This is a genomic window from Nonomuraea sp. CX421, assembly GCF_059358955.1.
Window position 1 is genome coordinate 297114 of record NZ_JCADBK010000008.1, and the last position, 25068, is coordinate 322181.

The 25068-nt window shown below is 72.0% G+C and carries 26 protein-coding genes and 1 pseudogene; 20 read left to right on the forward strand and 7 right to left on the reverse strand.

The window, feature by feature from the left end; all coding sequences use genetic code 11:
* Nucleotides 1–2 precede the first annotated feature (2 nt).
* The 3 genes from AC5L3X_RS17965 to AC5L3X_RS17975 form a co-directional block, all read right to left on the reverse strand.
* Complete coding sequence (locus AC5L3X_RS17965) at nucleotides 3–1679, reverse strand: carotenoid oxygenase family protein (RefSeq protein WP_494858145.1); 1677 nt, start codon at nucleotides 1677–1679, stop codon at nucleotides 3–5.
* Between the two features lie 28 nt (nucleotides 1680–1707).
* Nucleotides 1708–2415 carry a hypothetical protein gene (locus tag AC5L3X_RS17970; protein WP_494858147.1) on the reverse strand — a complete coding sequence of 236 codons (708 nt, stop codon included), beginning with the start codon at nucleotides 2413–2415 and terminating at the stop codon, nucleotides 1708–1710.
* Nucleotides 2416–2476: 61 nt separating this feature from the next.
* Nucleotides 2477–3238 (reverse strand): carbon-nitrogen hydrolase family protein, encoded by a 762-nt coding sequence (locus AC5L3X_RS17975; RefSeq protein ID WP_494858149.1) that lies wholly within the window; start codon nucleotides 3236–3238, stop codon nucleotides 2477–2479.
* 118 nt (nucleotides 3239–3356) lie between these two features.
* Here AC5L3X_RS17975 and AC5L3X_RS17980 point away from each other — a divergent pair, with 118 nt between their 5' ends.
* From AC5L3X_RS17980 to hypE, 17 genes are all read left to right on the forward strand, one after another.
* Nucleotides 3357–3845: a TspO/MBR family protein gene (locus tag AC5L3X_RS17980; RefSeq protein ID WP_494858151.1), complete on the forward strand. Its 489-nt coding sequence runs from the start codon at nucleotides 3357–3359 to the stop codon at nucleotides 3843–3845.
* A 129-nt stretch (nucleotides 3846–3974) separates the two neighbouring features.
* Nucleotides 3975–4781, forward strand: a complete 807-nt coding sequence (locus tag AC5L3X_RS17985; protein ID WP_189127615.1) for an SAM-dependent methyltransferase — start codon at nucleotides 3975–3977, stop codon at nucleotides 4779–4781.
* 301 nt (nucleotides 4782–5082) lie between these two features.
* Nucleotides 5083–5286 (forward strand): cold-shock protein, encoded by a 204-nt coding sequence (locus AC5L3X_RS17990; protein ID WP_189127616.1) that lies wholly within the window; start codon nucleotides 5083–5085, stop codon nucleotides 5284–5286.
* A 187-nt stretch (nucleotides 5287–5473) separates the two neighbouring features.
* A complete protein-coding gene (locus AC5L3X_RS17995) occupies nucleotides 5474–6517 on the forward strand; it encodes an NADH-quinone oxidoreductase subunit B family protein (protein ID WP_494858154.1) in 1044 nt (347 codons plus the stop codon).
* Between the two features lie 15 nt (nucleotides 6518–6532).
* Complete coding sequence (locus AC5L3X_RS18000; protein WP_494858156.1) at nucleotides 6533–8326, forward strand: nickel-dependent hydrogenase large subunit; 1794 nt, start codon at nucleotides 6533–6535, stop codon at nucleotides 8324–8326.
* Between the two features lie 6 nt (nucleotides 8327–8332).
* Nucleotides 8333–8866, forward strand: coding sequence for a NifU family protein (locus AC5L3X_RS18005; protein WP_494858157.1), 534 nt, complete (start codon nucleotides 8333–8335; stop codon nucleotides 8864–8866).
* Nucleotides 8863–9552 carry a DUF5947 family protein gene (locus tag AC5L3X_RS18010; protein ID WP_494858159.1) on the forward strand — a complete coding sequence of 230 codons (690 nt, stop codon included), beginning with the start codon at nucleotides 8863–8865 and terminating at the stop codon, nucleotides 9550–9552. Before AC5L3X_RS18005 ends, AC5L3X_RS18010 begins: the two co-directional genes overlap by 4 nt.
* Nucleotides 9553–9572: 20 nt before the next feature.
* A complete protein-coding gene (locus AC5L3X_RS18015; RefSeq protein ID WP_494858161.1) occupies nucleotides 9573–9800 on the forward strand; it encodes a hypothetical protein in 228 nt (75 codons plus the stop codon).
* Nucleotides 9801–9816: 16 nt separating this feature from the next.
* A complete protein-coding gene (locus tag AC5L3X_RS18020; protein ID WP_189127620.1) occupies nucleotides 9817–10461 on the forward strand; it encodes a DUF6084 family protein in 645 nt (214 codons plus the stop codon).
* A 3-nt stretch (nucleotides 10462–10464) separates the two neighbouring features.
* Nucleotides 10465–11466 carry a hypothetical protein gene (locus AC5L3X_RS18025; RefSeq protein ID WP_494858163.1) on the forward strand — a complete coding sequence of 334 codons (1002 nt, stop codon included), beginning with the start codon at nucleotides 10465–10467 and terminating at the stop codon, nucleotides 11464–11466.
* Nucleotides 11463–12302: a hydrogenase maturation protease gene (locus AC5L3X_RS18030; RefSeq protein ID WP_494858165.1), complete on the forward strand. Its 840-nt coding sequence runs from the start codon at nucleotides 11463–11465 to the stop codon at nucleotides 12300–12302. The genes AC5L3X_RS18025 and AC5L3X_RS18030 overlap by 4 nt, the downstream gene beginning before the upstream one ends.
* A 1-nt stretch (nucleotide 12303) precedes the next feature.
* The gene (locus AC5L3X_RS18035; protein WP_494858166.1) at nucleotides 12304–12411 is read left to right on the forward strand and encodes a DUF6893 family small protein; all 108 of its coding nucleotides are present in this window, start codon (nucleotides 12304–12306) and stop codon (nucleotides 12409–12411) included.
* Nucleotides 12412–12417: 6 nt separating this feature from the next.
* Nucleotides 12418–12783 carry a hydrogenase maturation nickel metallochaperone HypA/HybF gene (locus tag AC5L3X_RS18040; protein ID WP_189127622.1) on the forward strand — a complete coding sequence of 122 codons (366 nt, stop codon included), beginning with the start codon at nucleotides 12418–12420 and terminating at the stop codon, nucleotides 12781–12783.
* On the forward strand, nucleotides 12761–13033 hold the full coding sequence (locus tag AC5L3X_RS18045) for a HypC/HybG/HupF family hydrogenase formation chaperone (protein ID WP_494858169.1): 273 nt from the start codon (nucleotides 12761–12763) through the stop codon (nucleotides 13031–13033). The genes AC5L3X_RS18040 and AC5L3X_RS18045 overlap by 23 nt, the downstream gene beginning before the upstream one ends.
* Nucleotides 13030–13224 carry a hypothetical protein gene (locus tag AC5L3X_RS18050; RefSeq protein ID WP_494858171.1) on the forward strand — a complete coding sequence of 65 codons (195 nt, stop codon included), beginning with the start codon at nucleotides 13030–13032 and terminating at the stop codon, nucleotides 13222–13224. The genes AC5L3X_RS18045 and AC5L3X_RS18050 overlap by 4 nt, the downstream gene beginning before the upstream one ends.
* Nucleotides 13208–14335, forward strand: a complete 1128-nt coding sequence (hypD, locus tag AC5L3X_RS18055) for a hydrogenase formation protein HypD (RefSeq protein ID WP_494858173.1) — start codon at nucleotides 13208–13210, stop codon at nucleotides 14333–14335. Before AC5L3X_RS18050 ends, hypD begins: the two co-directional genes overlap by 17 nt.
* The gene (gene hypE / locus AC5L3X_RS18060) at nucleotides 14332–15471 is read left to right on the forward strand and encodes a hydrogenase expression/formation protein HypE (protein WP_225263681.1); all 1140 of its coding nucleotides are present in this window, start codon (nucleotides 14332–14334) and stop codon (nucleotides 15469–15471) included. The genes hypD and hypE overlap by 4 nt, the downstream gene beginning before the upstream one ends.
* Before the next feature lie 13 nt (nucleotides 15472–15484).
* Here the strand turns inward: hypE and hypF are convergent, their stop codons facing one another.
* The 4 genes and pseudogenes from hypF to AC5L3X_RS18080 form a co-directional block, all read right to left on the reverse strand.
* Nucleotides 15485–17839 (reverse strand): carbamoyltransferase HypF, encoded by a 2355-nt coding sequence (hypF, locus tag AC5L3X_RS18065; protein WP_494858175.1) that lies wholly within the window; start codon nucleotides 17837–17839, stop codon nucleotides 15485–15487.
* Nucleotides 17836–18465, reverse strand: a complete 630-nt coding sequence (locus AC5L3X_RS18070; protein WP_494858177.1) for a D-sedoheptulose-7-phosphate isomerase — start codon at nucleotides 18463–18465, stop codon at nucleotides 17836–17838. Before AC5L3X_RS18070 ends, hypF begins: the two co-directional genes overlap by 4 nt.
* Nucleotides 18462–19352, reverse strand: a complete 891-nt coding sequence (locus AC5L3X_RS18075) for a HypC/HybG/HupF family hydrogenase formation chaperone (protein WP_494858179.1) — start codon at nucleotides 19350–19352, stop codon at nucleotides 18462–18464. The genes AC5L3X_RS18070 and AC5L3X_RS18075 overlap by 4 nt, the downstream gene beginning before the upstream one ends.
* A 277-nt stretch (nucleotides 19353–19629) precedes the next feature.
* A pseudogene (locus tag AC5L3X_RS18080) lies at nucleotides 19630–20824 on the reverse strand (RNA-guided endonuclease InsQ/TnpB family protein); the annotation flags it as partial.
* Nucleotides 20825–20940: 116 nt separating this feature from the next.
* Here AC5L3X_RS18080 and AC5L3X_RS18085 point away from each other — a divergent pair.
* The 3 genes from AC5L3X_RS18085 (at nucleotide 20941) to AC5L3X_RS18095 (ending at nucleotide 24953) form a co-directional block, all read left to right on the forward strand.
* Entirely contained in the window at nucleotides 20941–21990 is a 1050-nt protein-coding gene (locus AC5L3X_RS18085) for a glucose 1-dehydrogenase (RefSeq protein ID WP_494858181.1), read from the forward strand.
* 15 nt (nucleotides 21991–22005) lie between these two features.
* Complete coding sequence (locus tag AC5L3X_RS18090) at nucleotides 22006–23292, forward strand: FUSC family protein (protein WP_494858183.1); 1287 nt, start codon at nucleotides 22006–22008, stop codon at nucleotides 23290–23292.
* Between the two features lie 83 nt (nucleotides 23293–23375).
* On the forward strand, nucleotides 23376–24953 hold the full coding sequence (locus AC5L3X_RS18095; protein WP_494858185.1) for an AMP-binding protein: 1578 nt from the start codon (nucleotides 23376–23378) through the stop codon (nucleotides 24951–24953).
* The last annotated feature ends 115 nt before the right edge of the window (nucleotides 24954–25068 follow it).

Consider the following 25068-nt stretch of genomic DNA (forward strand, 5'->3'; position numbering starts at 1 on the left):
GCTCACAGCTCGGCGGCCACCTCCCGGGCCAGCGCCCGCAGCTCGGGGTCCAGCCGGTCCAGCCGCTCGTCCAGGTCGTCGGCGAACCTCAGCCGCTCGATCGACGGGTCGTGCGGCCGGGCCTCCGGCATCCAGGCGGCGTGGATCATGAAGGGGATCACCGTGCCGGGTGCGGGGGCGAGCGTCGCGACCGGCCCGCGCGACACGTCGGCCGCGTCGAAGAGCTCCACCCGGAACCTCGCGTCGTTGTGCACCACCACGGCCAGGTAGCCGTCGTGACCGCCCGGCTCGGACCCGGCGTATCTCGACCTGCCCGGGCCGCCCGGCGCGCGGGGCACGAAGATCGGCGAGGTCGGATAGTCGTCCAGCGGCCAGGCCCACTCCGCCAGCGGCTTGAGCGAGTCGCGGTCGAGCGAGGCGAGCACCGACGGAGTCTCCTCGCGGGGGAACAACGACCGGTCGATCCGGTCGCCGTAGTTGCGCAGCAGCCGCGCGCTGATCGCCTCGGGGTGGAAGCCCTGGAAGACCAGGTGGTGGCGGGTGGGCCGGAGCTGCCCCTCGAAGGACCAGTCGATGGCCGACAGCTCGGCCTGCCAGTAGCGGCCCGGGTCGCGCAGCCGGGCCACGTCGGTCACCGTGCCGGCCTCGGGGGCGAACTCCATCACGGTCACCACGGCCGGGCTCGCCCCGTGGCAGTACATGCCGCGCAGCACCGGGTCGACGGGCCTGCCGAAGACGTCGACGTCGTCCTCGCGCAGGTAGAGGCCGATGTCGACGCCGGGAGAGTGCTCCATGACGACGCGGACGCCCGCCGAGTCGTCGTAGGTCGCGTAGAAGTGGTTGACCTCCGGCGCGATCCGGAAGACGGTCCCGTGGACGGCCGTGCCGGGCCGCGTCGCGTCCAGCGTGTCCTTGCGCACCAGCAGCAGCGGCCCGTCGGGGTTGTTGGTGACGGTCCGGTCGCCGGCGCCGAGCACCTCGTCCAGATCCACCTTGTACGCGGTGTCGGCCAGCACCAGCCAGTCGCGGGTCTGCGTGATGGTGTGCGTGGCCTGCGGGAAGACGGCGCCCTCCACCGGCCAGCGGCGTACGTGCCCGCCTTCGCCGTCGTAGCGGACCACCGACAGGACGCCGGTCATCGGGTCGCGGGTGACCGACCACAGGCAGCCCCGCTCGGGGTCGATCACCGGGTGGGCGGTGCTCAGGATCGACGGCAGCACCGGGGCGTCCAGCACCGGCGCCCAGTCGTCGCGGTGACCGACCTCGGCGACGAAGCCCAGCGTGACCGGGTCGACCTCGACCGGCCGGCCGGCGTCCCAGGTGGCCAGCAGCCGGTCACCCCACGGCAGCGGGGCCGTGTTGGCCGCGTTGACGGCGCCGAACGGGGAGTTGGTGCCGACCGGGCCGGCCGTGAACAGGTCGGGCCGGCGGCGGCGCAGCCGTACGGAGGGGGAGTCGATCACGTTCGCCTGCCAGGCGAACCGGCCGCCGGGGCCGGGCGTGAGCGAGAGCCGCACCAGCACGCCGTCGCCGAAGAAGGCGTGCACGGGGTGGGTGCGCTGGTCGGAGCTGCTGATCACCATGTGCCCGGAGACGTCCGACGGCCAGGCGCCCTGAACGACGCTGAGCTCCAGGTCGGACGGATCGGCCTTGGTGAGGATGGAACGCGGAATCGGCATGGGGGCCTCCCTCTGTCATCCCTGTCTCTTACAGGATCGCACCCGGTTTGAGCACTCCGAGGACGGCCGCGGCCAGCACGCTGCCCCAGATCGTCCAGACGTAGGGCAGGCAGCCGTCGACCGAGCGGCGTAGCGTCCGCTCCACCTCGGGCGTCGAGCCCGAGGCCACCAGGGTGCCGAAGGCCGGGCCGAACGGCCGCAGCGTGAGCCGGATGCCGAGCCCGGCCGCGATGGCCAGGGTGTAGAGCGCCAGCTTGCCGCCCAGCCAGCGCGGGTTGGTCTGCACGCCGAACGGCTCCGCGGCCAGCAGCGTGTAGCCGGCCGACACGGCGAGGGCCGCGATCAGCGCGATCCGGATCGTCCAGTCCGCCTTGCGCATCAGCGGGAAGCGTCCATGGGTGCGGTGGTCGGTCACGGTCAGCGCCAGCCAGCAGAGCGCGAAGGCCCACACCAGCAGCACCGACCAGAGCGGGAAGAGCGCGACGCCGAGGAAGGTCGCGCCGTGCGGGTCCAGCGCCATCAGGGTGACCCCGCTCGGCAGGAACAGCACCAGGCAGATCTTCGGGCCGAGGTCCAGGCCGCTCATGACGCCGAGCGCGGTGGCGCGGGCCTGGGGGGTCAGGTCGGGGCGCAGCACGAACCTGCTGGAGTAGTAGACGCCCAGGTCGCCGCCGAGCCAGAAGACGAACAGCACCAGGTGGAGGACGATCCACCAGCCGTGCGGATGGGCTCCCAACGCGTGCCTCCACTCACCCGAAGATTTGTGGAACGACGTTACACTGTCCGAAACAGCGTCGCTAGGCGGGAGACCGTCGGGCGAAACCGCGTTCCGAACGGTTGAGCCGGAAGCCGTCGAGCCGTTCGAAGTCGAGTTCGCAGGCCGAGACGGCGTGCCCGGCCCGGCCGGTGAAGTAGCCTTCCGCGTCCGGCGGGCACGGGTCGGCGAACCCCGTCACCCCGGCGCACGGCTGCCCGTGATAGGTCACCTCGTGGTGCCAGTCGCTCACCGCCACGTACGTCATGAACTCGTAGGCCCTGGCCACGCTCATGTGCTGCCACAGCGCGCGGGCCGGCCCGGGAGTCGGCCACTGGGTCACCGAGAAGGCCGGCACCAGCACCGCGTCGGCGTGCTGGGACAGGCTGGCCGAGTACCACAGGTCGGCACAGAGCAGCACGAGCAGTCGCCGCCCGTCCCGCTCGAAGGCGGCGCCCCCGGCGCCCGGCAGCACGCCGTCCCGCGCCTCCACCCCGTACGGGTGCCGTTTGTCATAGCGGGCCACCACCTCACCCGCCGGGTCCACGACCGCGCCCCGGTTGACCGTGCCCGAGGCCGTCACGTCGTAGTGCGAGCCGCCCACCACGGTCGCCCGGGACGCCGCGGCCAGGCCGCGCAGCCTCTCCAGGTACGCCCCTCCGGGCAGGCTGGACCCCACCAGCTCCGGCAGCAGCACCAGGTCGCCCGGCGCGGGCGGCTCGGCCGCCAGCATCGCCTCGACCTGGTCGAAGTTCGCGTGACCGTCGGGGGACCAGCTCCGGGGCTGGACGAGTAACACCCTCACCCGTCAATCGTGCCAGATCATGACATTCGCCCCGGGTGGGGGTGGTGGATCGGCCCCCGTCCGACGTGCCCGCGGGCGGGCCCCGGCATGTCCCCCGGAGGCTGGGTAGGTCTGGCGGATGAGCAACCCACGAGAGAAGACCGGTTTCGCTCGGACCCTGCTCGGCACGGCGACGGCGGTCACCGCCGCCGCCGTGACCGGAGGGATGGCCGGCGACACGGACTCCACCTGGTACCGCAGGCTGCGCAAGCCGCGCTGGCAGCCGCCCGGCTGGGCCTTCGGCGTGGTGTGGCCGGTGCTGTACGCCACGATCGCCTACGCCGGGGCCCGCGCCCTGGCGGCCTCCGACGACCGGCCCGGCGTGACCCGAGCGCTGGCCGTCAACCTCGCCCTCAACACCGCCTGGACGCCGTTGTTCTTCCGCGCGCACGCCCCCCGCCTGGCCATGGCGGACCTGCTGGCGCTCAACGCCTCCAACGCGGTGCTGGTGAGCCGGTGCCTGCGCGCCGACCGGGGCGCGGGGCTGACGCTGCTGCCGTACGCGGGCTGGACGTTGTTCGCCACGGCGCTGAACGGGTGGATCGCCGCCCGCAACCCCGGGGACTGACACCCCGCGCCTGAAGTCGGGGTTGAGGGGATAACGGCGATATCGGATGTGTGCTCCGGTATGGGGGATCGTGCTCTAAGGTGATCGAAAATCGACACACGCCTCAAGCGCTTCCCGAACGGAGCCCTCATGGACGACGAGACCGCCCAGTCCGCGTGGGATCGCGTCGACACGACCAAGCCCCACTCCGCCCGGGTGTGGGACTACATGCTCGGCGGCAAGAACAACTACCAGCCGGACAAGGAGGCGGGCGACACCATCCTGGCGTTGTTCCCCGCCTTCGCCCAGGTGGCCCGACTGCAGCGGGAGTTCCTGATCCGCTCGGTCCGCTTCCTGGCGGGCGAGGCCGGCATCCGCCAGTTCCTCGACATCGGCACCGGCCTGCCCACCGCGAACAACACCCACGAGGTCGCCCAGGCCGTGGCGCCCGAGTCGCGGATCGTCTACGTCGACAACGACCCGCTGGTCCTGGTGCACGCCCGCGCCCTGCTGACCAGCACGCCCGAGGGCGCCACCGACTACCTCGACGCTGACGTGCGCGACCCCGAGACCATCCTGGAGGGCGCGGCCAAGACGCTCGACTTCAGCCGGCCCATCGGGCTGACCATGCTGAGCATCGCCGGCCAGGTCACCGACGCCGACGACCCCAAGGGCATCGTCCAGCGACTGGTCGACCGGCTCCCCTCGGGCAGCTACCTGGCCCTCAGCGACGGCGTCAACACCGACCCGGCGCTCGTCACGGCGGTGGCCAGCTACAACGCCAACGCGGCCTTCCCGTACAACCTGCGCAGCCCGGAGACGATCGCGACCTTCTTCGAGGGGCTCGAACTGGTGGAGCCCGGCGTGGTCCCGACGCCGCACTGGCGGCCCGAGGGCGGTGTGATCAACCCCGCGCTCCCGCTGAGCGCCGTGTGCGGGGTCGGCCGCAAGCCCTGAGCCTCCGTACGGCACGGCCCAGGTCGCCCTCTTCAGCGGTGGGATCACGCGTTTGACCTGGGTGGACGTGCTTTCTCCCGGTGTCGCCGGACATGGGTGACGCGGCACCGGGGGGCACGTGCCGTAGCGCGGCGTACGTGTTAGCGTGGAGTGGTTGCAGTTGTGGTACCCATGAACATCGGTGCACCTGACGGGACGTGACCTCAGGTGCATTTGTTTTTGCTGGTCATCTCCGGATGGGTTCATCACGACCGCGCAGAGGCCGCACGGTGCGGCCTCGGCTCAACCAGAGGAGATCGGCATGGCCACCGGAACCGTGAAGTGGTTCAACGCTGAAAAGGGTTTCGGCTTCATCGAGCAGGACGGCGGCGGCGCCGACGTCTTCGCCCACTACTCGAACATCGCGACCCAGGGCTACCGTGAGCTGCACGAGGGCCAGAAGGTGTCCTTCGACATCACGCAGGGCCAGAAGGGCCCGCAGGCCGAGAACATCGTGCCCGCCTGACACAGCGCACACCGCGAGCCGGGTCCCCCGCGGGGGCCCGGCTCGTGGCATGTCTGGGGAGGGTTTGCGACCTTTGTCAGCGCCACAGGCAACTACATGGGGTTAGGCGGGAATACTAACCGTGACCGGGGCGCGAGCCCCGCGACCATGTCAGGGCGATGCCAGGCCGACAAGGGGGCTTCAGGCCATGAGCGCTGCCAAGCCGGATACCGCGCTGGACGAGGTCCACATTCTGTGGACCTCCGAGGGCATGAGCTGCGACGGCGACACCGTCTCCGTCACGGCCGCCACGCTGCCGAGCATCGAGGACGTGCTCCTCGGTCTCGTGCCGGGCCTGCCGAAGGTCCACCTGCACAACAAGGTGCTGTCCAAGGAGAACGGCGCCGAGTTCATGACGGCCTTCCACGAGGCCGCCGAGGGACGGCTCGGCCCGTACGTCCTGGTCATCGAGGGTTCGATCCCCAACGAGAAGATCAACGGTGACGGCTACTGGACGTCCATGGGCAACGACCCGGTCACTGGCGACCCGATCACCTTCAACACCTGGATCGACCGGCTGGCGCCCGGAGCGTGGGCGGTGGTCGCCATCGGCACCTGCGCGACCTACGGCGGCATCCACGCCATGGCCGGCAACCCCACCGGATCCATGGGGCTCTCCGACTACCTGGGCGCCGGCTTCCGCTCGGCGGGCGGCCTGCCGATCGTCAACGTGCCCGGCTGCCCGGTGCAGCCCGACAACTTCATGGAGACCCTGACCTGGCTGCTCTACCAGGCCGCGGGGATGGCTCCGATGATCCCGCTCGACAAGCAGCTCCGGCCCACCTGGCTGTTCGGCAAGACCGTGCACGAGGGCTGCGACCGGGCCGGCTACTACGAGCAGGGCGACTTCGCCCAGGACTACAGCTCGCCGAAGTGCCTGGTGAAGATCGGCTGCTGGGGGCCGGTCGTCAACTGCAACGTGACCAAGCGCGGCTGGATGGACGGCGTCGGCGGCTGCCCCAACGTGGGCGGCATCTGCATCGGCTGCACGATGCCCGGCTTCCCGGACAAGTTCATGCCCTTCATGGACCAGCCTCCTGGAGGCATGGTCTCCTCCACGATGACCACGGCCTACGGCGCTCTGATCCGCAGGCTCCGCGCCATCACCAACAAGACGGCCAACGCCGAGCCGAAGTGGCACCACAACGGTCCGAAACTGACAAGCGGGTACGACCCCCGCTGGAGTGGCTAGAGGGGGAACGTCGACGTGACCGCGCGTATGGAACAGGCGCAGGAGACCCGCCAGCTGGTGGAGATGTCGTGGGATCCGATCACCAGGATCATCGGCAACCTGGGCATCTACACCAAGATCGACTTCAACAACAAGGAGGTGGTGGAGTGCAAGAGCACGTCGTCGCTGTTCCGCGGCTACAGCGTGTTCATGAAGGGCAAGGACCCGCGTGACGCGCACTTCATCACCAGCCGCATTTGCGGCATCTGCGGCGACAACCACGCGTCCTGCTCGGTCTACGCGCAGAACATGGCCTACGGGGTCAAGCCTCCGCCGCTCGCCGAGTGGATCCTCAACCTCGGCGAGGCCGCCGAGTACATGTTCGACCACACCCTCTTCCAGGACAACCTGGTCTTCGTCGACTACTGCGAGCAGATGGTCAAGGAGACCAATCCCAGCCTGCTGCGCCGGGCCGAGACCACCGAGGCGCCCCGGGGCGGCGTGCACGGCTGCCGGACGATCGCCGACGTCATGCGCGCGTTCAACCCGTTCACCGGCTCGATGTACCGCGAGGCGCTGCAGGTCAGCCGGGTCACCAGGGAGATGTGCTGCCTGATGGAAGGGCGGCACGTGCACCCCTCGACGCTCTATCCCGGCGGCGTCGGCACGGTGGCCACCCCGCAGCTGTTCACCGACTACCTGTCCCGCCTGCTCAGGGTCCTCGACTTCATCAAGAAGGTCGTCCCGATGAACGACGACCTCTTCGACTTCTTCTACGAGGCGCTGCCCGGCTACGAGGAGGTCGGCCGGCGGCGCGTCATGCTGGGCTGCTGGGGCGCCTTCCAGGACCCCGAGGTGGTCGACTACGACTACCGGCACATGGCCGACTGGGGCCGGCGGATGTTCGTGACGCCCGGCATCGTGCTCGACGGGCAGCTGCGCACCACCAGCCTGGTCGACATCAACCTCGGCATCAGGATCCTGCTGGGCAGCTCCTACTACGACGACTGGCAGAGCGAGGAGACCTTCGTCAGCCACGACCCACTGGGCAACCCGATCGACCAGCGCCACCCGTGGAACCAGACGACGCTCCCCAAGCCGCAGAAACGCGACCTGGAGAACGGCAACTACAGCTGGGTCATGAGTCCCCGCTGGTTCGACCCGAACTCCGGTGACCATCTCGCGCTCGACACCGGCGGCGGGGCGCTCGCCCGGCTCTGGTCGACGGCCCTGGCCGGGCTGGTCGACACGGGCACCGTCCGGGCCACCGGGCACAGCGTGGAGATCAACCTGCCCAAGAGCGCCGCCTTCCCGGAGATGCGGTTGGAGTGGAACATCCCGAAGTGGGCCAACACGCTGGAGCGCAACCGGGCCCGCATCTACTTCGTCGCCTACGCGGCCGGGATGGCGTTCCACTTCATCGACCAGGCGATGGCCGAGATCAGAGCCGGGCGGACCAAGGTCTTCACCGACTTCGAGGTGCCGGAGGAGGCGATCGGCTGCGGCTTCCACGAGGCGGTCCGGGGCGTCCTGTCGCACCACATGGTGATCCGCGACGGGAAGATCGCCAACTACCACCCGTACCCGCCGACCCCGTGGAACGCCAGCCCGAGGGACAGCTACGGCACCCCGGGGCCGTACGAGGACGCGGTCCAGGGCCTGCCGATCTTCGAGGAGAACGGGCCGGAGAACTTCAAGGGCATCGACATCATGCGGACCGTCCGCAGCTTCGACCCGTGCCTGCCCTGCGGGGTCCACATGTACCTCGGCGACGGGAAGGTGCTCCAACAGGTGCACTCCCCGACGCTCGGCACGAGCATCTCCGGTTAGGCCGCCATGGACGACCAGGAGCTGGCCGGCCGGTTGAGCCGGGTCGACGCCCTGCTGGACGAGGTGACCGACGCGCGCGGGGTCGAGTTCGTCGAGGCGCTGCTCGACGTGTACGGCGAGGCGCTGTCACGGGTGATGACGGTGGCTTCGGCGGCCGGGGAGGGCCTGGCCGAGCGGCTGGCCGCCGACGGGCTGGTCTCGCACCTGCTGCTGCTGCACGGCCTGCACCCGCTGGACGCGCGCACCCGCATCGAGCAGGCGCTGCGGGTGGCGCGCAAGCGGCTCGGCGGCGGCAGCGCGGACGTCGTGTCCGTCGAGCCGGACGTGGTCCGGCTGCGCCTGCGGCCCGCGCGCGGCGGCTGCCGGTCGTCGGCGGCGACGCTGACCGCCGCCCTGGAACAGGCGGTACGCGCCGCCGCGCCGGAGATCGAGGAGGTCGAGATCGAGGTCGAGGACCCGCCGGCGCCGCCCGTCGTGGTCCCCGTCGAGTCGCTGCGCCGCATCACCGGGCGGGACCGTCCCGGGACACCGGCGTCGTGACGCGGCAGATCGAGGGCGGTGCCCTGCACCGGCTCATCACCCGGCGCGCGGCGGCGTCGGCCGCGCAGCCCGGGCAGGAGGAGCCCGAGCAGGAGCAGGTCCTGGAGCGGTGCGAGCTGTGCGCCGGCCCGGTCCCGCCCGACCACCGCCACGTGCTCGACCTCTCGGCCCGCCAACTGCGCTGCGCCTGCCGGGCCTGCGCGGTGCTCTTCGACAGCCCGGCCGCCGGCGGCCAGAGTCATCGCCTGGTGTCGGACCGCCGGTGGCTGCTGGACGGCTTCGAGCTGGACGACGCGACCTGGGCCGGCCTGCGTATCCCCGTGCGGATGGCGTTCGTGCTGCGGGACTCGGTGGCGGGGCGGACCGCGCTGTTCTACCCCAGCCCCGCCGGGGCCGTCGAATCGCCGCTGGACGAGCACACCTGGCGGGAGCTGACCGAGGCCAACCCCGTGCTCGGCCGGCTCGTCCCCGATGTCGAGGCCCTGCTCGTGAACCGGACCGGCGGGGCCGCAGAGCACTGGATCGTGCCCGTCGACGAGTGCTACACGCTGGTCGGGCTGCTGCGCACCCACTGGAGAGGGCTCGCCGGAGGGGCCGAGGTCTGGGCCGAGATCACGCACTTCTTCACCGAACTACGCCGCCGGTCCACGACCGTGGCCGCGGCAGACGACCGGCTTCGCCGCTGAGTCAAGGGGGGACCAGGGAAATGGCCAGCAGGAAGAAGGACCAGCACATCAGGACCGGGCACTCCCACGTACGCCCGGACACCCCGTCGCACGTCAGGGGAGTCCACGAGGGCAACGCGGTCGGCAACTACGACAGGCAGCCCGGCCATCTGCCCGGCGGGCGCTCGACCGCCGCGCGCTCCACCGGCATCGCCCCCCACGACCGCGAGCCCATCGATCCCGACATGCCCAACCTCTCACCCGCCTGACCGGGGGACACACACGATGACATCCGGGCCGCCGGACCTGCGGATAACGGTCGACGAGGCGCGGGTGGCGGAGTTCGCCGCCCTGCCGACCCTGGAGTTCGGCCTCACGATCGACGGCGCGGACGGGGTCGAGGTGCGCTCCGTCGTGCTCGACACCCAGATCCGCATCGCCGCCACCCGCCGTACCTATGGGGGAGCCGACCAGGCGCGGCTCGCCGAGCTGTTCGGCGCGCCCGAGCAGTGGGGCAGGAGCCTGACGAGCCTGCTGTGGACGCGGACCGTCACGCACCTGCCCGCGTTCACCGGTGGCACCACCGCCGCCATCCCGGTGCCCTGCACCTACGACTTCGAGGTCGCGGCGGCCAAGTACTTCCACGGCCTCGAGGACGGCGAGATCCCGCTGGAGTTCCTCTTCAGCGGCACTGTCTTCTACCTGGCGGACGGCCTGCTGCAGGCCGCGCGCATCGCCTGGGACACCGAGGCGGAGTTCCGCATGCCGGTGCGGGTCTGGAAGGACCTGATGGACCACTACTTTCCGGCGAGCGCCTGGCTGCGGCTGGGACGTGACGCCTTCGACCGCCTGTACGCCTACCGGAGCAGCCACACCCTGGCCGGCTGGGACGACGTGGTCGAGTCGCTGCTGAGGACGGGCGGGAGCTGAACGATGGACCAGGCCGGACAGATCGCGCGAGCCGTGCTGTACGAGGGCTACCTGCTGTGGCCGTACCGCGGATCCGCGCTGAAGAACCAGCAGCGCTGGACGATCGGCGGCATCCACCCCGAGCCGTACGGCAGGGCGCACGACGGCAACCCGTGGCAGGCGCGGACCGAGTGCCTCGTCGAGGCGGATCCGGCCGACACGGTCGAGGTCCGCGTGCGCTTCCTGCACGCGGTCACCCGTGAGGTGGCCCGCGCGCGGGGCGCGGAGCTCGACCTGGTGCCGGAGCTGACCGCCGCCGGCCGGCGCCACCTGCCCCGGGAGGAGGCGGTCGAGCGGGAGGTCGCGCGGGCCGGGCTCGACCTCGGCGGCCTGGCCGAGCGGCCGGCCCGGATCGAGATCGACGTCCCGGCCGGTCAGGAGGCCGAATGGCTGGCCGACGGCGCGGGCGGCCGGGCCGGCGCCGTGCTGCGGAGCTGGCAGGCGCTGCGCGGCCACGTCGAGGCGCGGGCCGAGCCGCTGCGGCCGGGACTCTTCCGGCTCACCGTACGCGTGGTCAACACCACCCCCTGGGCGGGCGACATCCGCGCGGAGGCGATGCGGCACACCCTGATCTCGGCCCACACGGTGCTGCGCACCGAGGGCGGACGGTTCGTCTCGCTCATGGACCCGCCCGCCGAGCTGCGTCCGCTCGCGGAGGAGTGCCGCAACCTCGGCGTCTGGCCGGTGCTGCTCGGCGAGGAGGGCGACCGCCGCACGATGCTGGCCGCGCCGATCATCCTGTACGACCACCCGCGCATCTCGCCGGAGAGCCCCGGTGACCTGTTCGACGCCACGGAGATCGACCAGCTCCTCACGCTGAGCGTGCTGGCCCTGACCGAGGAGGAGCAACGGGAGATCCGCGACGGCGACCCGCGCGGGCGGGAGATCCTCGACCGGTGCGCCTCGCTCACCCCCGAGGAGCTCATGCGGCTGCACGGCATCGTACGGGCGGAGCCGGCCGGATGAGCGAGACGGACTTCTGGACCCGGATGGAGCGGCGCGGCCCCGACGAGGTGCTCGTGGGCGGGGTGCCGGTGCGCGCGGGCAGCCGGGTGCGGCTGCGGCCGTCGGCGGCCCGCGCCGACATCTTCGACCTCGTCCTCGCCGGCCGCGAGGCCGTGGTCGAGTCGATCGAGCAGGACGACGCGGGCGCCTTCCACGTCGCCGTCGTCCTCGACGACGACCCGGGGCGCGACCTGGGTGAGGCCCGGATGCCGGGCCACCGGTTCTTCTACGCGCCCGACGAGGTCGAGCCGCTCGGGCCGCCGCCTGACGCGCCGGGTGCCGCGCGGGTGCTCGTCGCCGGGATCGGCAACATCTTCCTCGGCGACGACGGGTTCGGCGTCGAGGTGGCGCGCCGCCTGGCGCGGGAGGAGCGGGCCGCCGGCGTGGACGTGGTCGACTTCGGCATCCGGGGCATGGACCTGGTCTATGCGCTGCAACGCGACTACGACACGGCGATCCTGGTCGACGCCGCGATGCGCGGCGAGCCGCCGGGCACGCTCACCGTGCTCGAACCCGACCTGCCCGGCGGGGGCGTGGTCGCCCTGGAGGGACACGGCCTGGATCCGGTGAAGGTGCTCCGGCTGGCCCGCGAGCTCGGCCGGGTGCCGGAGCGCGTGCTCGTGGTGTGCTGCGAGCCCGCCACCGTGCTGACGGGATCGCCGGACGAGGACGTGCTCGCCGAACTGAGCGAGCCGGTGCTGGCGGCCGTCGACCAAGCGGTGCGCCTGGTGATGGGCATGATTGCGGAAAGTGCCGGGCCTGGCTCCCGGCCTCGGAACAGGAATGAGGTGACATGACATGAGTAAGACGCGTGTAGCCGCGTTGATCGGGGCCTGCGGGGTCGTAACGGTCATCGCCCTGCAATGGCCGGATATCAAGCGGTATCTGATGATGAAATGGATGTAGCGCCGCATGCATGAGCACGGGATGTGCGAAGGACTGGTCGACCTGATCCGGCGAGAGGCCGGTGACCGGGGGATCACCGGCGCGCGGGTGCGCGTCGGCACCCGCCACGCGGTCGTGGGGGAGGCGTTCGAGCAGGCCTTCGCGCACGCCGCCGAGGGCACACCGGCCGAGAACGCCGTGCTCGACCTGGTCGTCACCCCGCTGACCGTCATCTGCCGAGACTGCGGCGGCCGGACGGAGTCACTGGACGTGCTCGCCGTCTGCCCGGTCTGCGGCGGCGACGACGTCGACCTCACGGGCGGCGACGAGCTGGTCCTCGAGTCCGTCAGCTACCGGGAGGAGCGGGGGCATGTGCCTGGGCATCCCGGGTGAGCTCGTCGGGACCGACGAGGAGCACGCCGACCTCGCCCTGGTGGACGTCAGCGGCGTGCGCCGCCGCATCAATGTCGGCCTGCTCGCCGACGAGGACCTGAAGGCCGGCGACTGGGTGCTCGTCCATGTCGGGTTCGCGCTGTCCAAGATCTCGGAGTCGGAGGCGCAGGCCGTCCTCGACTACCTGGAGGGGCTCGGCCAGGCCTACGACGACGAACTCGACGCGCTCAGACAGTCGGACATCGGATGAGCGGCACCACGATGAGCGATATCACGATGAGCGGCATCACGATGAGCGGCATCACGATGAGCGGCATCACGATGAGCGGCATCACGATGAGCGGCATCACGATGAGCGGCATCACGATGAGCGGCATCACGATGAGCGGCATCACGATGAGCGGCATCACGATGAGGGGGACGCGTGCGGTTCGTCGATGAGTACCGCGACGCCGGGAAGGCCCGGGTCCTGGCGGCGGAGATCGCGTCCCGGTGCGAGCCGGGACGGCGCTACACGTTCATGGAGGTGTGCGGAGGGCACACCCACACGATCTACAAGCACGGCCTGGAGGACCACCTCCCGGCGAACGTGGTGCTCGTGCACGGTCCGGGCTGCCCCGTGTGCGTGATCCCGATGGGCAGGGTGGACGACGCGATCCACATCGCCGCGCAGCCGGACGTGATCATGACGTCGTTCGGCGACATGACGCGGGTGCCGGGCGGCCAGGGTTCGTTCCTCGACGCCAAGGCGGCCGGCGCCGACATCCGGATGGTCTACTCACCGCTCGACGCGCTCCGGATCGCCCAGGCGAACCCCGACCGGCGCGTGGTGTTCATGGCCATCGGGTTCGAGACCACGGCGCCGTCCACGGCGATGACCGTCCTGCGGGCGGCGGCGGACGGCATCCGCAACTTCTCCGTCTTCTGCAACCACGTCATGATAATTCCGGCTATCAAGGCCATCCTCGACTCGCCCGACCTCCGGCTCGACGGCTTCATCGGCCCCGGCCACGTGTCGGCCGTCATCGGCTGCGAACCGTACGAGTTCATCGCCCGCGACTACGGCAAGCCGCTCGTCGTCGCCGGGTTCGAGCCGCTGGACATCCTCCAGTCGGTGCACATGCTCCTCGGCCTGCTGGCCGCGGGACGGGCCGAGGTGGCCAACCAGTACGCCCGGGTGGTGCCGTGGCAGGGCAACCGCACCGCGATGGAGGCCATCCGCAGGGTGATGCGGCTTCGGCCGCACTTCGAGTGGCGCGGCCTCGGCTTCATCTCCCAGTCCGCGCTCATGCTGACCGACGAGTACGCCGCCTTCGACGCCGAGCGGATCTTCGAACTGCCCGGCGTACGCGTCGCCGATCCCAAGGCATGCCAGTGCGGCGAGGTCCTCAAGGGCGTGCTCAGGCCCTGGGAGTGCAAGGTGTTCGGCACCGCCTGCACCCCGGAGACGCCGATCGGCACCTGCATGGTCTCCTCGGAGGGCGCCTGCGCCGCGTACTACAACTTCGGCCGCTTCAGTCGCGACCGCGTCAGAGAGGCGACCCGCGCGTGACCACCGAACGGACGGCGTCCGAGACGCCTGACCTCGGGCACGCCGTGCCCGGCACGCCCCACCCCGACCGCGAGCGGCAGGTCCTCGACCGCATCGCCCGCGCCAGGCGGCGCAAGGCGGTCGTCAGGGAGGAGCGGATCACGCTCGCCCACGGCGCGGGCGGCCGGGCGACCCACACGCTGATCGAGGCCGTCTTCCTCAAGGAGTTCGGCAACGCGCTGCTCGCCCCCCTGGAGGACGGGGCGACCCTGCGGCTCGACGGCGCGCGGGCGGCCTTCACCACCGACTCCTTCGTGGTCTCCCCGCTGTTCTTCCCCGGCGGCGACATCGGCGACCTGGCCGTCAACGGCACCGTCAACGACCTCGCCATGTGCGGGGCCCGCCCCGAGTACCTGGCCGCCGGATTCATCCTGGAAGAGGGCTTTCCGGTCGCCGACCTGCGCCGGATCGCCGCCTCCATGGCCGCCGCGGCCCGCGCCGCCGGCGTGTCGATCGTCACGGGCGACACCAAGGTGGTCGAACGCGGCAAGGCCGACGGCTGCTACGTCACCACCACCGGCGTCGGCGTCATCGAACGGCCCGTCAGCCTGTCCGCCTCCGGCGCCCGGCCCGGCGACGCGGTCATCGTCTCCGGGCCCATCGGCGAGCACGGCGCCGCCATCATGCTGGCCCGCGGCGACTACGGCATCGAGGCCACGCTCCGGTCCGACACCGCGCCCCTGCACGAACTCGTCTCCGGCCTGCTGGACGGCGTGCCCGGGCAGGTCCGGACGCTGCGCGACGCCACCCGGGGCGGGATCGCCACCATCCTCAACGAGGTCGCCACCGCCTCCGACGTGGCCGTGGTCGTCGACGAGGACGCGATCCCGGTGCGGGCCGAGGTGACGGGCGTGTGCGAGTTGCTCGGCATCGACCCGCTCTACGTCGCCTGCGAGGGGCGCTTCGTCGCCGTCGTCGACGGCGCGCACGCCGGCCGCGCGCTCGACGCGCTGCGCGCCCATCCGCTCGGCGCCGGCGCCGCCGTCATCGGCGCCGTCAAGGACGACCCGCCTGGCCTCGTCCTGCTCCGCACCGCCTTCGGCGGCACCCGCATCGTCGACGTCCTCGTCGGCGACCCCCTCCCGCGCATCTGCTGAGGGTGGTCGCCGGTCAGGTTCGGGCGGCGGCGACCGCCGCCTGGCCGAGGCTGACGCCGCCGTCGTTGCAGGGCACCGTGCGGTGGGTCAGCACCCGGAGACCGCGGCCGCGCAGGCCGTCGGTCACGCCGCCGAGCAGGACCAGGTTGCCGAACACGCCGCCCGACAGAGCGACCGTGTCGAGGCCGGTGGACTCGGCGACCACCAGGACCGCCCGCACCACCGCCGCCGCGAGCCCGTAATGGAACCTCGCTGCGATCACTTCGGACCTCGTGCCCCGGCGCAGGTCCCCGACGACGGCCCGGACCAGGTCGGTGCTCCTGATCACCACCACCGGAGGATCACCGCGCATCCCCACGGTTGAGGTCGCGTCAGCCTGACGTCCGCCGATCACGGGCGAGATCATGGCGGCAGGATGTCCGTCAGCCATGGACGAGGTCACAGTCACGGGATAGCCGTCCCGGACGGCGGGGTCCACGCGATGTTCCAGGGCCATCGCGGCCTGCCCTTCGTACGTCACGGCGTCGCGCAGGCCGAGCAGCGCCGCTACCGCGTCGAACAGCCGGCCGGCGCTGGAGGTGACGGGCACGCCGCGACCGCCGAGAGCGGCGAGCGCGGCCACCGCCGGCCAGCGGGCCGCGTTGCGGCGGGCCACGTCCAGCCCGTCCGCCGGCTCGGCCGCCGCGTGCAGGAAGGCGGCCGCCATCCGCCACGGCTGCCGGATGGCCGTGACACCGCCCGGCATCGGCACCGGCTCCAGGTGCCCGGCCCTGCGGAAGCCGGTGAGGGACGCCACCAGCAACTCGCCGCCCCAGACGGTGCCGTCGGAGCCGTGGCCCGTGCCGTCGAACGCGACGCCGATGACCGGCCCCGCCTCGCCGTTGTCGGCCAGGCAGGAGGCGATGTGGGCATGATGGTGCTGGACCTCGACGAGCTCCACCCCGTCGAGGCCGAGCGCGTACGTCGTGGACGGGTAGTCAGGGTGCGCGTCGTGGGCGACGACCTCCGGCTCGACGCCGAGCAGCCGCCGGAGGCGCTCGATCCCGGTCGTGTACGCGCGCAGCGTCTCGTGGCTCTCCAGATCGCCGAGATGCTGCGACACGAACGCGTGCCGGCCCCTGACCAGGCAGAACGTGCTCTTGAGCGCGGCTCCGCAGGCCAGCACCGGGCGCGCGGCGGCGAGGGGCAGGGTGAGCGGTTCGGGGGCGTGCCCGCGGGCCCGGCGGATCGGCAGCGCCGCTCCCCGGAAGGCCCGCACCACCGAGTCGTCGGCGGGCGTGTGGATCGGCCGGTCGTGGCACAGGAAGGCGTCGGCGATCGCGCCCAGCCGCCGCCGCGCGTCCTCGTCGTCGTGCGCGATCGGCTCGTCGGACAGGTTGCCGCTGGTCAGCACGTACGGCCGGGCGGACTCCCGGGCGAGCAGGTGGTGCAGCGGCGTGTAGGGCAGCAGCACGCCCAGGTCGGGGCCGTCGGGCACGACCGAGGGCGCGACCGGCGCGCCCGCCCGGCGGGGCAGCAGCACGATGGGCCGGCGCGGGCCGGTCAGCAGCGCCGCCGAGGCGTCGTCCACCTCGCACAGCTCGCGCGCGGCGGCCAGATCCGCGGCCATCACCGCGAACGCCTTGTCCGCGCGGCGCTTGCGGGCCCGCAGCGTCGCGACGGCCGTCTCGTCGGCGGCGTCGGCGGCCAGATGGTAGCCGCCGAGCCCCTTGACCGCCACGACCGCGCCGCCCGCGAGCCAGGCCGTCGCCACCGCGACGGGATCACCGGGCAGCCGAGCCCCGTCCGGTGTGCGCAGGGTGAGGGCCGGGCCGCAGGCGGGGCAGCACACCGGCTGGGCGTGGAAGCGCCGGTCACCGGGGTCCCGGTACTCCGCCGCGCACTCCGGGCACAGAGGGAAGCCCGCCATGGTGGTCGAGCCCCTGTCGTACGGCATCCCGGTGATGATCGTGAACCGAGGCCCGCAGTTCGTGCAGTTGACGAACGGATACCGGTAGCGGCGATCGGCCGGGTCGAACAGCTCGGCCAGGCAGTCGTCGCAGGTCGCCACGTCCGCGGGGACCAGCGTCCGCCGGGTCCCGCCGGCCACGCTGGGCGCGATCTCGAAGCCCCGGGCTCCGGTCGGCGCGACCGCGGTCACGCTGACGCGTTCCACCACGGCCAGCGCGGGCGCCCGCTCGCGCACCGCCTCGACCAGTGCGGTCACCGCGGCCGGCGGGCCCTCCGCCTCGATGAACACCCCGGTGGCGTCGTTGCCGACCAGGCCCGCCAGGCCGTACCGGGAGGCCAGCGCGTGCACGAACGGCCGGAAGCCGACGCCCTGCACGATGCCCTCGACCCGGATGCGCGAGCGGACCCGGCCGGTCACGCCCCGGCCGGTGAGCGCTGGACCAGCTCCCACAGCACGTGGCAGGCGGTGGTCTGGGCCTCCTGGACGCGGTGCACCGACGAGGAGGGGATGACGAACAGGTGGTCGGCGAGGCCCTCCTCGGCCATCCGCCCGCCACCCGACCCGGCGAAGCCGACGGTCACCAGGTCGCGGCGGCGCGCCTCCTCCAGGCCGCGCAGCACGTTCGCCGACCCGCCGCTGGTCGACAGCCCCAGCGCGACGTCGCCGCGACGGCCGAGGGCGGCCAGCTGGCGGGCGAAGATCACGTCGAAGTCGACGTCGTTGCCGAGCGCGGTCAGCAGCGCGGCGTCGCCGGTCAGCGACATCGCCGGCAGGCTCCGGCCGCCGGCGCCGGGCGTCAGGAACAGCTGGGCCACGGACTGCGCGTCGGTGCTGCTGCCGCCGTTGCCGAAGGTGTAGAGCCTGCCCCCGGCCCGGAAGGCCGCGGCGAGCACGTCCGCGCACGCCGCGAGCGCCGGGCCGAGCCCTTCGAGCACCCGCAGCCGCAGCGCCAGGCTCTCGCCGGCCTTCTCCACGCTGGAGCGGGTCACGTCCTCGACGGTGACCTGGCCGGTGCCGAGGAACGGGTAGAGCGTCCCGGTCACGCGCCGTCACCTCCGAGCACCGCGATGGCCTCCTTGGCGTGCACCAGCACCACGTCGCCGACCCGCGCCTCGACCAGCGCGACGCTGATCTCCTCGGTGCCGGAGCCGGTGTCGACCACGGCCAGCCCGCCGTCACGCACCTCGGTGACCCGCACCGGGACCGCCGTGTCGGCGCACGTGACGCAGCCGCCGTCGTCGTGGCAGGCGGCCGGCGTCAGGGAGAACACCGGATCCTCGTAGAACACGTGCACCAGCTCCCAAAGGACGTGGTAGATCGTGACGTGGATCTCCCGCGCGACCCGTGGGTCGCCGGTCCGCGCGGGCAGCACGTGATCGATCTCCAGGCCGCCCACGCCGTCGTCGTCCGAGCCGCCCGGTGCCGGGTGCCCGGCGCCCGCGAGCGCCCCGCCCGGCGAGGACGCCTCCCCGCCGGGCGGGGCGCTCGTGGTGAGGGCGACCGTCAGCATGCCCAGGTCGCGGGCGGCGGCGAGCGCGGCGCGCACGCTGCCGCACCCGTCGCCGGTGAGGAAGCCGACCGCGATGTCCTCGGGACGCCCCAGCAGGCGCAGCTGGGTGGCGAAGACGGAGTCGTAACCGCTCGCGGCGGCGATGCCGCTCACCGCCGCGGCGTCGTTGGCCAGCGAGATCGCGGGCAGCGCGCGCTTGCCCACGATCACCGGATGGGTGAACTCCACGGCCAGATGCCCGGCGTCGGCCGCCGCGGCCCCGTCGCCGAAGGTGAGCAGCCGGCCCTTGCGGTGGAAGCGCTCGGCCATGTCGAGAGCGCACATGACGATCCGCCCGGCGTCCGCCGCGAGCGCCCTGCCGGGGCCCGCGCGACGCGCGGCGGCCTCGTCGAGCGGGGCGGTCCCTGCCTGTTGTCCCATCGCCATCCCTGTCCGTCGGCGGCCCTTCCTCGCTCACAGGGTCCACCGGAGACGGGGCTCTGCCCGCGACTTTCCCGGCCGTGTCCCGCCAAGGTTGCTCCAAGGGTCAGCAGATGGAGAAAAGCGAAGACTTCGTAAGGAACTATCACAATACGTATCGAGGGTGTTGCGGCGGGTAGATGCGCTCGGGAGACCGGCCCCGCGCCACGGCGGGCAGCCCGAGACAGGAAGACGGCGAGTTGACCTCCTCCCCTTCGTGAACGAGGGGGATTCTCACGGTCGCCCGTGAGGTTTCCTGTTTCATCGCCGGTCGCCCGCCAGGAAAGGAACTTCCTTTGAGGTCTTACATCGGCTCCGCAGGCGTTTCAGCTCTCCGCCGGCCCGGCGGCGAGGATGTTCCTGGCCGCGTTGACGTCCCGGTCATGGGAGGCGCCGCAGGCGCATACCCAGGTCCGGACGTTCAGCGGCATGGACGGCTGGAGTGTCCCGCACACAGAGCACAGCCTGGAGGAGGGAAACCACCGGTCGACCACCACGAGCCGCCGCCCGTACCAGCGGCTTTTGTACTCCAGCATGCCGCGCAGTTCCCGCCAGGAGGCATCGGAGATGGCGCGCGCCAGGCTCCGGTTGCGGATCATGTTGCGGACGGTCAGGTCTTCCACGGCGATCACTTGAGTTTCGCGAACAAGCCGTGTAGTGACCTTGTGCAGGAAGTCGCGTCTGCGGTCGGCGATCCGCGCGTGCACGCGGGCCACCTGCAGCCGGGCCCTGGCCCGGTTGGCCGAGCCCTTCTCCTTACGGGCCAGCTCCCGCTGAGCACGGGCCAGCCGCCTGCGGTCGACCCGCTCATGACGCGGGTTGACGATCTTCTCCCCGGTCGACAACGTGAGCAGAGCGGTGATCCCCGCATCCACTCCCACCACCTGTGCGACCGGGGGCAGCGGGGCGATCTTCTCCTCGACCAGGATGGACACGAACCAGCGTCCGGCCGCATCCTTCGACACGGTCACCGTGGACGGCTCAGCCCTCTCAGGCAGGGGCCGCGACCACACGATGTCCAGCGGCTCGCCCATCTTCGCCAACGTCAGCGAACCGTCGCGCCAGCGAAAGCCCGAACGGGTGTATTCGGCGCTCAGCCGCGATTTCTTACGGGACTTGTACACCGGGTATCCGGCCCGTTTGGCGAAGAAACCGGCGAACGCCGCCTGAAGATGACGCAACGCCTGCTGCAACGGAACACACGACACCTCGCCCAGAAAGCGCAACTCCGCAGAGCGCTTCCACGCCGTCAGCAGCGCCGACGACTCCTCATAGGAGACACCGCGCCCCTCCAGCCGGAAGGCCCGGGTCCGCTCTTCAAGCGCCTTGTTGTAGACCAGGCGGACGCAGCCGAACGTCCGGGCAAGCTCGGAAGCCTGCTCGGGGGTCGGGTGGAAGCGGTACTTGTAGGCCCGCTTCACGATCTGCGCCACGCCGCACACCGTATCGCAAGATCCGCCAAATCTCGGACACCTGTTCGATTTGATGGCATTGTTCCGGCTTTCCTCCCCGCCCCGAAGGACGGGGTCTCCAGCCACAAGGAGATTCGATGAAGGCGATCACGGTGATTCCGGGCCGGCCCGACCAGGTGCGGGTCAGCGACCTCGACGAGCCGACGCCGGGCCCTGACGACCTGCTGGTGGAGGGCAGGCTCCTCGGCATCTGCGGCACCGACACCGACATCGTCGAGGGCCACGACTACGGCTGGCCGCCACCGGGCCGGGAGCGGCTGGTGATCGGCCACGAGTCGCTCGGGACCGTGATCCAGGCGCCGCCGGGCACCCCGTTCGCCCCCGGCGACCTGGTCGCCGGCATGGTGCGGCGTCCTGATCCCGTCCCGTGCGAACCGTGCGGGAACGGCGAGCCGGACTTCTGCCGCAACGGCCTCTACACCGAGCGCGGCATCAAGGAACTCGACGGGTACGGCTCGCAGCGCTGGGTGGTCGACACCCAGTACGCGATCAAGCTGAACCCCGGGCTCGGCGACTGCGGAGTGCTGGTGGAGCCCGCGTCCGTGCTGGCCAAGGCCTGGGAGCAGACCGAGCGCATCTTCAGCCGCGCCACCTGGCGGCCCAAGGTCGCCCTGGTGACCGGCGCCGGGCCGATCGGCCTGCTGGCCGCGTTGATGGGCGTCCAGCGCGGCCTTGAGGTGCACGTCCTCGACCTCCACGACCGGGGCCCCAGACGGCGGCTGGCCACCGACCTGGGCGCCGCCTTCCACGTGGGGGAGCTCGGCGATCTGGACGTCGTTCCCGACGTGGTCATGGAGTGCACCGGTCACGGGCCGCTCGTCTTCGGGCTGGCCGAGCGGGTCGCGCCCGACGCGGTGATCTGCCTGCTCGGCATCATGCCCGCGGCGCACCCGGCCGAGGCCCGGCTCGACGAGATCAACAAGCAGATGGTGCTGAAGAACACGGTGGTGTTCGGCTCGGTCAACGCCTCCCGCCGCAACTTCGAGCAGGCCGCCGACGCCCTGAGCAAGGCCGACCGCGGCTGGCTGACGCGGATGATCACCAGACGGGTCCCGATGCGCGACTTCGCCGACGGGCTGCACAAGCATCCCGACGACGTCAAGGTCGTCGTCGACCTCCAGGTCTGACCGCCACGCCCGCGGATGCGAGTCCCGCGCGTCCCTTCCGCCGCCGAGCTGTGGGAGCGGCTCCTGAAGGCCCTGGCCAAGGCCTGGCGTCGTCTGGTGGCGAACGCGTGGACGCTGCTGCAGCAGACCGCCGCCGCCACGCTCGCGTGGGTGATCGCGAACCGCCTCGGTGATCACCAGGATCCGTTCTTCGCGCCGATCGCCGCCGTGGTCGCGCTCAACACCGCGCCGGGGGAGCGCGGGCTGCAGTCCGTGCGCCTGCTCACCGGCGTGGTGCTCGGCATCGTGGCCGGTGAGCTGATGCTGGCGCGTCTGGGGAGCGGCTACGTGAGCCTGGCCCTGTCCATCTTCCTCGCGACGGCCACGGCCCGTGCCCTCGGCGGGAGCCGGCTGGTGGTCGGCCAGGCCGCCGCCGGCGCGATCCTGACCATCGCCTCGGCCGAGGCGATGATGGGGTCGAGCCGCCTCATCGACGCGCTGATCGGCGCCGGGGTCGCGCTCGTCTTCAGCCAGCTGCTGTTCGCTCCCGAGCCCGTCGCGCTGCTGCGGCGGGCGGAGGCCGAGGCGCTGGAGAAGATGGCCGACGGTCTCGAACTCACCTCCAGCGCGATGAGCGGCGACGGGGGCGAGGCCGGTGACCGGGCGATGAACCAGCTGCGCGACCTGATCGACCGGCTCGCCGAGGTGGGCAAGGCGCGGCACGTCAGCTCGATGGTGACGCAGTACACCGTGACCTGGCGGGTCCGGGCCGCGCCGTTGGTGCAGGAGCGGGAGAACGCCGGCTACCTCGACATGCTCGGCGGGAGCTGCTTCATGCTCGCGCGCACGGCGCTGGCCGCCGACCAGGACGAGCGTCTCGCGCTGGCGCCGAGCATCGCCCACCTCGCCGACATCCTGCGTGACCTGTCCGCGGGCCTCGGCAGCCGCGCCGAACGGCAGCACGCCGCCGACCGGGCCCTGGACGCCATCACCGCGCTCGACGTGGAACGCCTCGAAGCCGAGGCCAGCGGCCGGGACGCGGTCGCGGCCCTGGACATGGTCGCCATCGACGTCCTGGTGTTCGCGGGGGTGGAACCGGCCGAGGCTTCGGCGGCCGTGTATGAGGGCGCCAGGAGGTTGAAGGTCGCCAAGCCGCCACAGCCGCCCCGGGTGCCCGTCGTCACCACCCTGCTGCGCCGCTGGCGCAGGAGCCGGCAGCGCCGGGCCGGTCGCCGCGACGAGCGCCGGATCGAGCGCCAGGACCAGCACGAAGACCAGCAAGACCAGCACGGAGACCAGCACGGAGACCAGGAGGGGCGTTGAGAACGGGCGTCGTGCCTCATAGGGTCCATGGCCCTGGGTAGCACCCTGAAGGTCCGTCCCCTGGAGGAAAGGTCCCGTCCGTGATGACCAGCAGACTGGCGGAACTGTGCGGCTTCGGCGCCGAGGCGGTGGAGACGTTCTGGCGCAACGGGTTGCTGCGTCCCGAGCCGCCCGACAGGCTGGCCAGGATGATCGCCGCCTACCGGCGCTACGACGTCACCCCGGCCGCCGGAGTGGCCGTCGCCGCCGCTCGCTGGCCGGACCGCCCGGCCATCCTCGACGACGAAGGGCGGCTGACGTTCGCCGAGCTCGACCGCAGGGCCGCGGCGCTCGCCTCGGCGCTGCACGATCGGTTCGGCGTGCGGCCCGGTCACACGGTCGCGGTCATGTGGCCCAACCACCGGGGCTTCGTCGAGGCGATGGCGGCCGTCTCCCGCCTGGGCGCGGACCTGCTGCCGCTCAACACCGGCCTGGCCGGGCCCGCGCTGCGCGACGTGCTGGGGCGCGAGGGCGTCCACACGCTGATCGCGGCGCCCGGCCTGCCGCCCACCGGCTTCGACGGCCATCAGACCGGCGACCTGGACGAGCTGATCGCCTCCGCCGGGGCGGACGAGCCGCCGGCGCCGCGCCGGCCGGGCCGCCTGGTGCTGCTCACCTCCGGGACGACCGGCACGCCCAAGGGCGCCCCGCGACGGTTGTCCCTGACCGCGCTGGCCGAGCCGTTCATCTCGATGCTCGCCACCGTGCCGCTGCGCTCCGGTGAGCCGATGCTGGTCGCGCCGCCGCTGTTCCACGGTCTCGGGCTGCTCTGGTACGGCGTGGCGTTGGTGCTGGGCTGTCCCGTCGTGCTCATGCGGCGGTTCGAGCCCGAGGCCGTACTGGACGCGCTGGAGCGGCACCGGGCCGGCGCGATGGTGGCCGTGCCGGTCATGCTGGGGCGCCTGCTGGCCTGCGAACCGCGCCCGCTGCCGCACCTGCGCGCGGTGATCTCCGGCGGGTCCGCGCTGCGGCCCGACCTCGCCGAGGCGTTCACACGCGCGTACGGCGATGTCCTCTACAGCCTGTACGGCTCCACCGAGGCCGGCTGGGCGACCATCGCCACCCCCGCCGATCTGCGTGAGGCGCCGGGCACGGTGGGACGTCTCTCACGCGGGACCACGGTGCGCGTCGCCGGCCCCGGCGGCGAGGAACTCGCGGCGGGCACGGTCGGCAGGGTGTTCGTGGGCGGCGGCGTCACCTTCGGCGGCTACACGGGCGGCGAGGGCGGCGAGGCCGAGCCGTCCTTCGACGGGCTGCTGAGCACCGGCGACCTCGGGCACCGCGACGAGCAAGGCCGGCTGTTCATCGACGGCCGCGAGGACGACATGATCGTCTCCGGGGGAGAGAACGTCTTCCCGCAGGAGGTCGAGGACCTGCTCGCCCGGCATCCACAGGTCGCCGACGTGGCCGTGCTCGGGGTGCCCGACGACGAGTACGGCCAGCGCCTGGCGGCCTACGTGGTGCCGGCGCCGGACGCGACGCCCTCGGCGGACGAGCTCAAGCGGGCCGTCCGCAGCGAACTGGCCGGTTACAAGGTGCCGAGGGATGTCGTGTTCGTGCCGGCCGTGCCGCGCAACCCGACGGGCAAGGTGGACCGCGCCCGGCTGGAGGAGAGCCGGTAGCCCGGCCGATCTCCGGTAGCCGGTGACAGGTGCGCCTCGATCTGAGGGGTGAATCGGCCTCCCACCTTAAGAATCTACAATGTAAAGGGCAGTGGACAGGTGGTTTCGGTAGATT

Bases quoted from the DNA above. Each gene is read 5' to 3' on its own strand.
- AC5L3X_RS18025 (WP_494858163.1), top strand. From the start codon at position 10,465: ATGGACCAGGCCGGACAGATCGCGCGAGCCGTGCTGTACGAGGGCTAC.
- AC5L3X_RS18005 (WP_494858157.1), top strand. From the start codon at position 8,333: ATGGACGACCAGGAGCTGGCCGGCCGGTTGAGCCGGGTCGACGCCCTG.
- AC5L3X_RS18090 (WP_494858183.1), top strand. From the start codon at position 22,006: ATGCGAGTCCCGCGCGTCCCTTCCGCCGCCGAGCTGTGGGAGCGGCTC.
- AC5L3X_RS17985 (WP_189127615.1), top strand. From the start codon at position 3,975: ATGGACGACGAGACCGCCCAGTCCGCGTGGGATCGCGTCGACACGACC.
- AC5L3X_RS18030 (WP_494858165.1), top strand. From the start codon at position 11,463: ATGAGCGAGACGGACTTCTGGACCCGGATGGAGCGGCGCGGCCCCGAC.
- AC5L3X_RS18075 (WP_494858179.1), bottom strand. From the start codon at position 19,352: ATGGGACAACAGGCAGGGACCGCCCCGCTCGACGAGGCCGCCGCGCGT.
- AC5L3X_RS17965 (WP_494858145.1), bottom strand. From the start codon at position 1,679: ATGCCGATTCCGCGTTCCATCCTCACCAAGGCCGATCCGTCCGACCTG.
- AC5L3X_RS17995 (WP_494858154.1), top strand. From the start codon at position 5,474: ATGAGCGCTGCCAAGCCGGATACCGCGCTGGACGAGGTCCACATTCTG.
- AC5L3X_RS18035 (WP_494858166.1), top strand. From the start codon at position 12,304: ATGAGTAAGACGCGTGTAGCCGCGTTGATCGGGGCCTGCGGGGTCGTA.
- AC5L3X_RS18045 (WP_494858169.1), top strand. From the start codon at position 12,761: ATGTGCCTGGGCATCCCGGGTGAGCTCGTCGGGACCGACGAGGAGCAC.
- AC5L3X_RS17990 (WP_189127616.1), top strand. From the start codon at position 5,083: ATGGCCACCGGAACCGTGAAGTGGTTCAACGCTGAAAAGGGTTTCGGC.
- AC5L3X_RS18015 (WP_494858161.1), top strand. From the start codon at position 9,573: ATGGCCAGCAGGAAGAAGGACCAGCACATCAGGACCGGGCACTCCCAC.
- AC5L3X_RS18095 (WP_494858185.1), top strand. From the start codon at position 23,376: ATGACCAGCAGACTGGCGGAACTGTGCGGCTTCGGCGCCGAGGCGGTG.
- AC5L3X_RS18050 (WP_494858171.1), top strand. From the start codon at position 13,030: ATGAGCGGCACCACGATGAGCGATATCACGATGAGCGGCATCACGATG.
- AC5L3X_RS18020 (WP_189127620.1), top strand. From the start codon at position 9,817: ATGACATCCGGGCCGCCGGACCTGCGGATAACGGTCGACGAGGCGCGG.
- AC5L3X_RS18085 (WP_494858181.1), top strand. From the start codon at position 20,941: ATGAAGGCGATCACGGTGATTCCGGGCCGGCCCGACCAGGTGCGGGTC.
- AC5L3X_RS18040 (WP_189127622.1), top strand. From the start codon at position 12,418: ATGCATGAGCACGGGATGTGCGAAGGACTGGTCGACCTGATCCGGCGA.
- AC5L3X_RS17980 (WP_494858151.1), top strand. From the start codon at position 3,357: ATGAGCAACCCACGAGAGAAGACCGGTTTCGCTCGGACCCTGCTCGGC.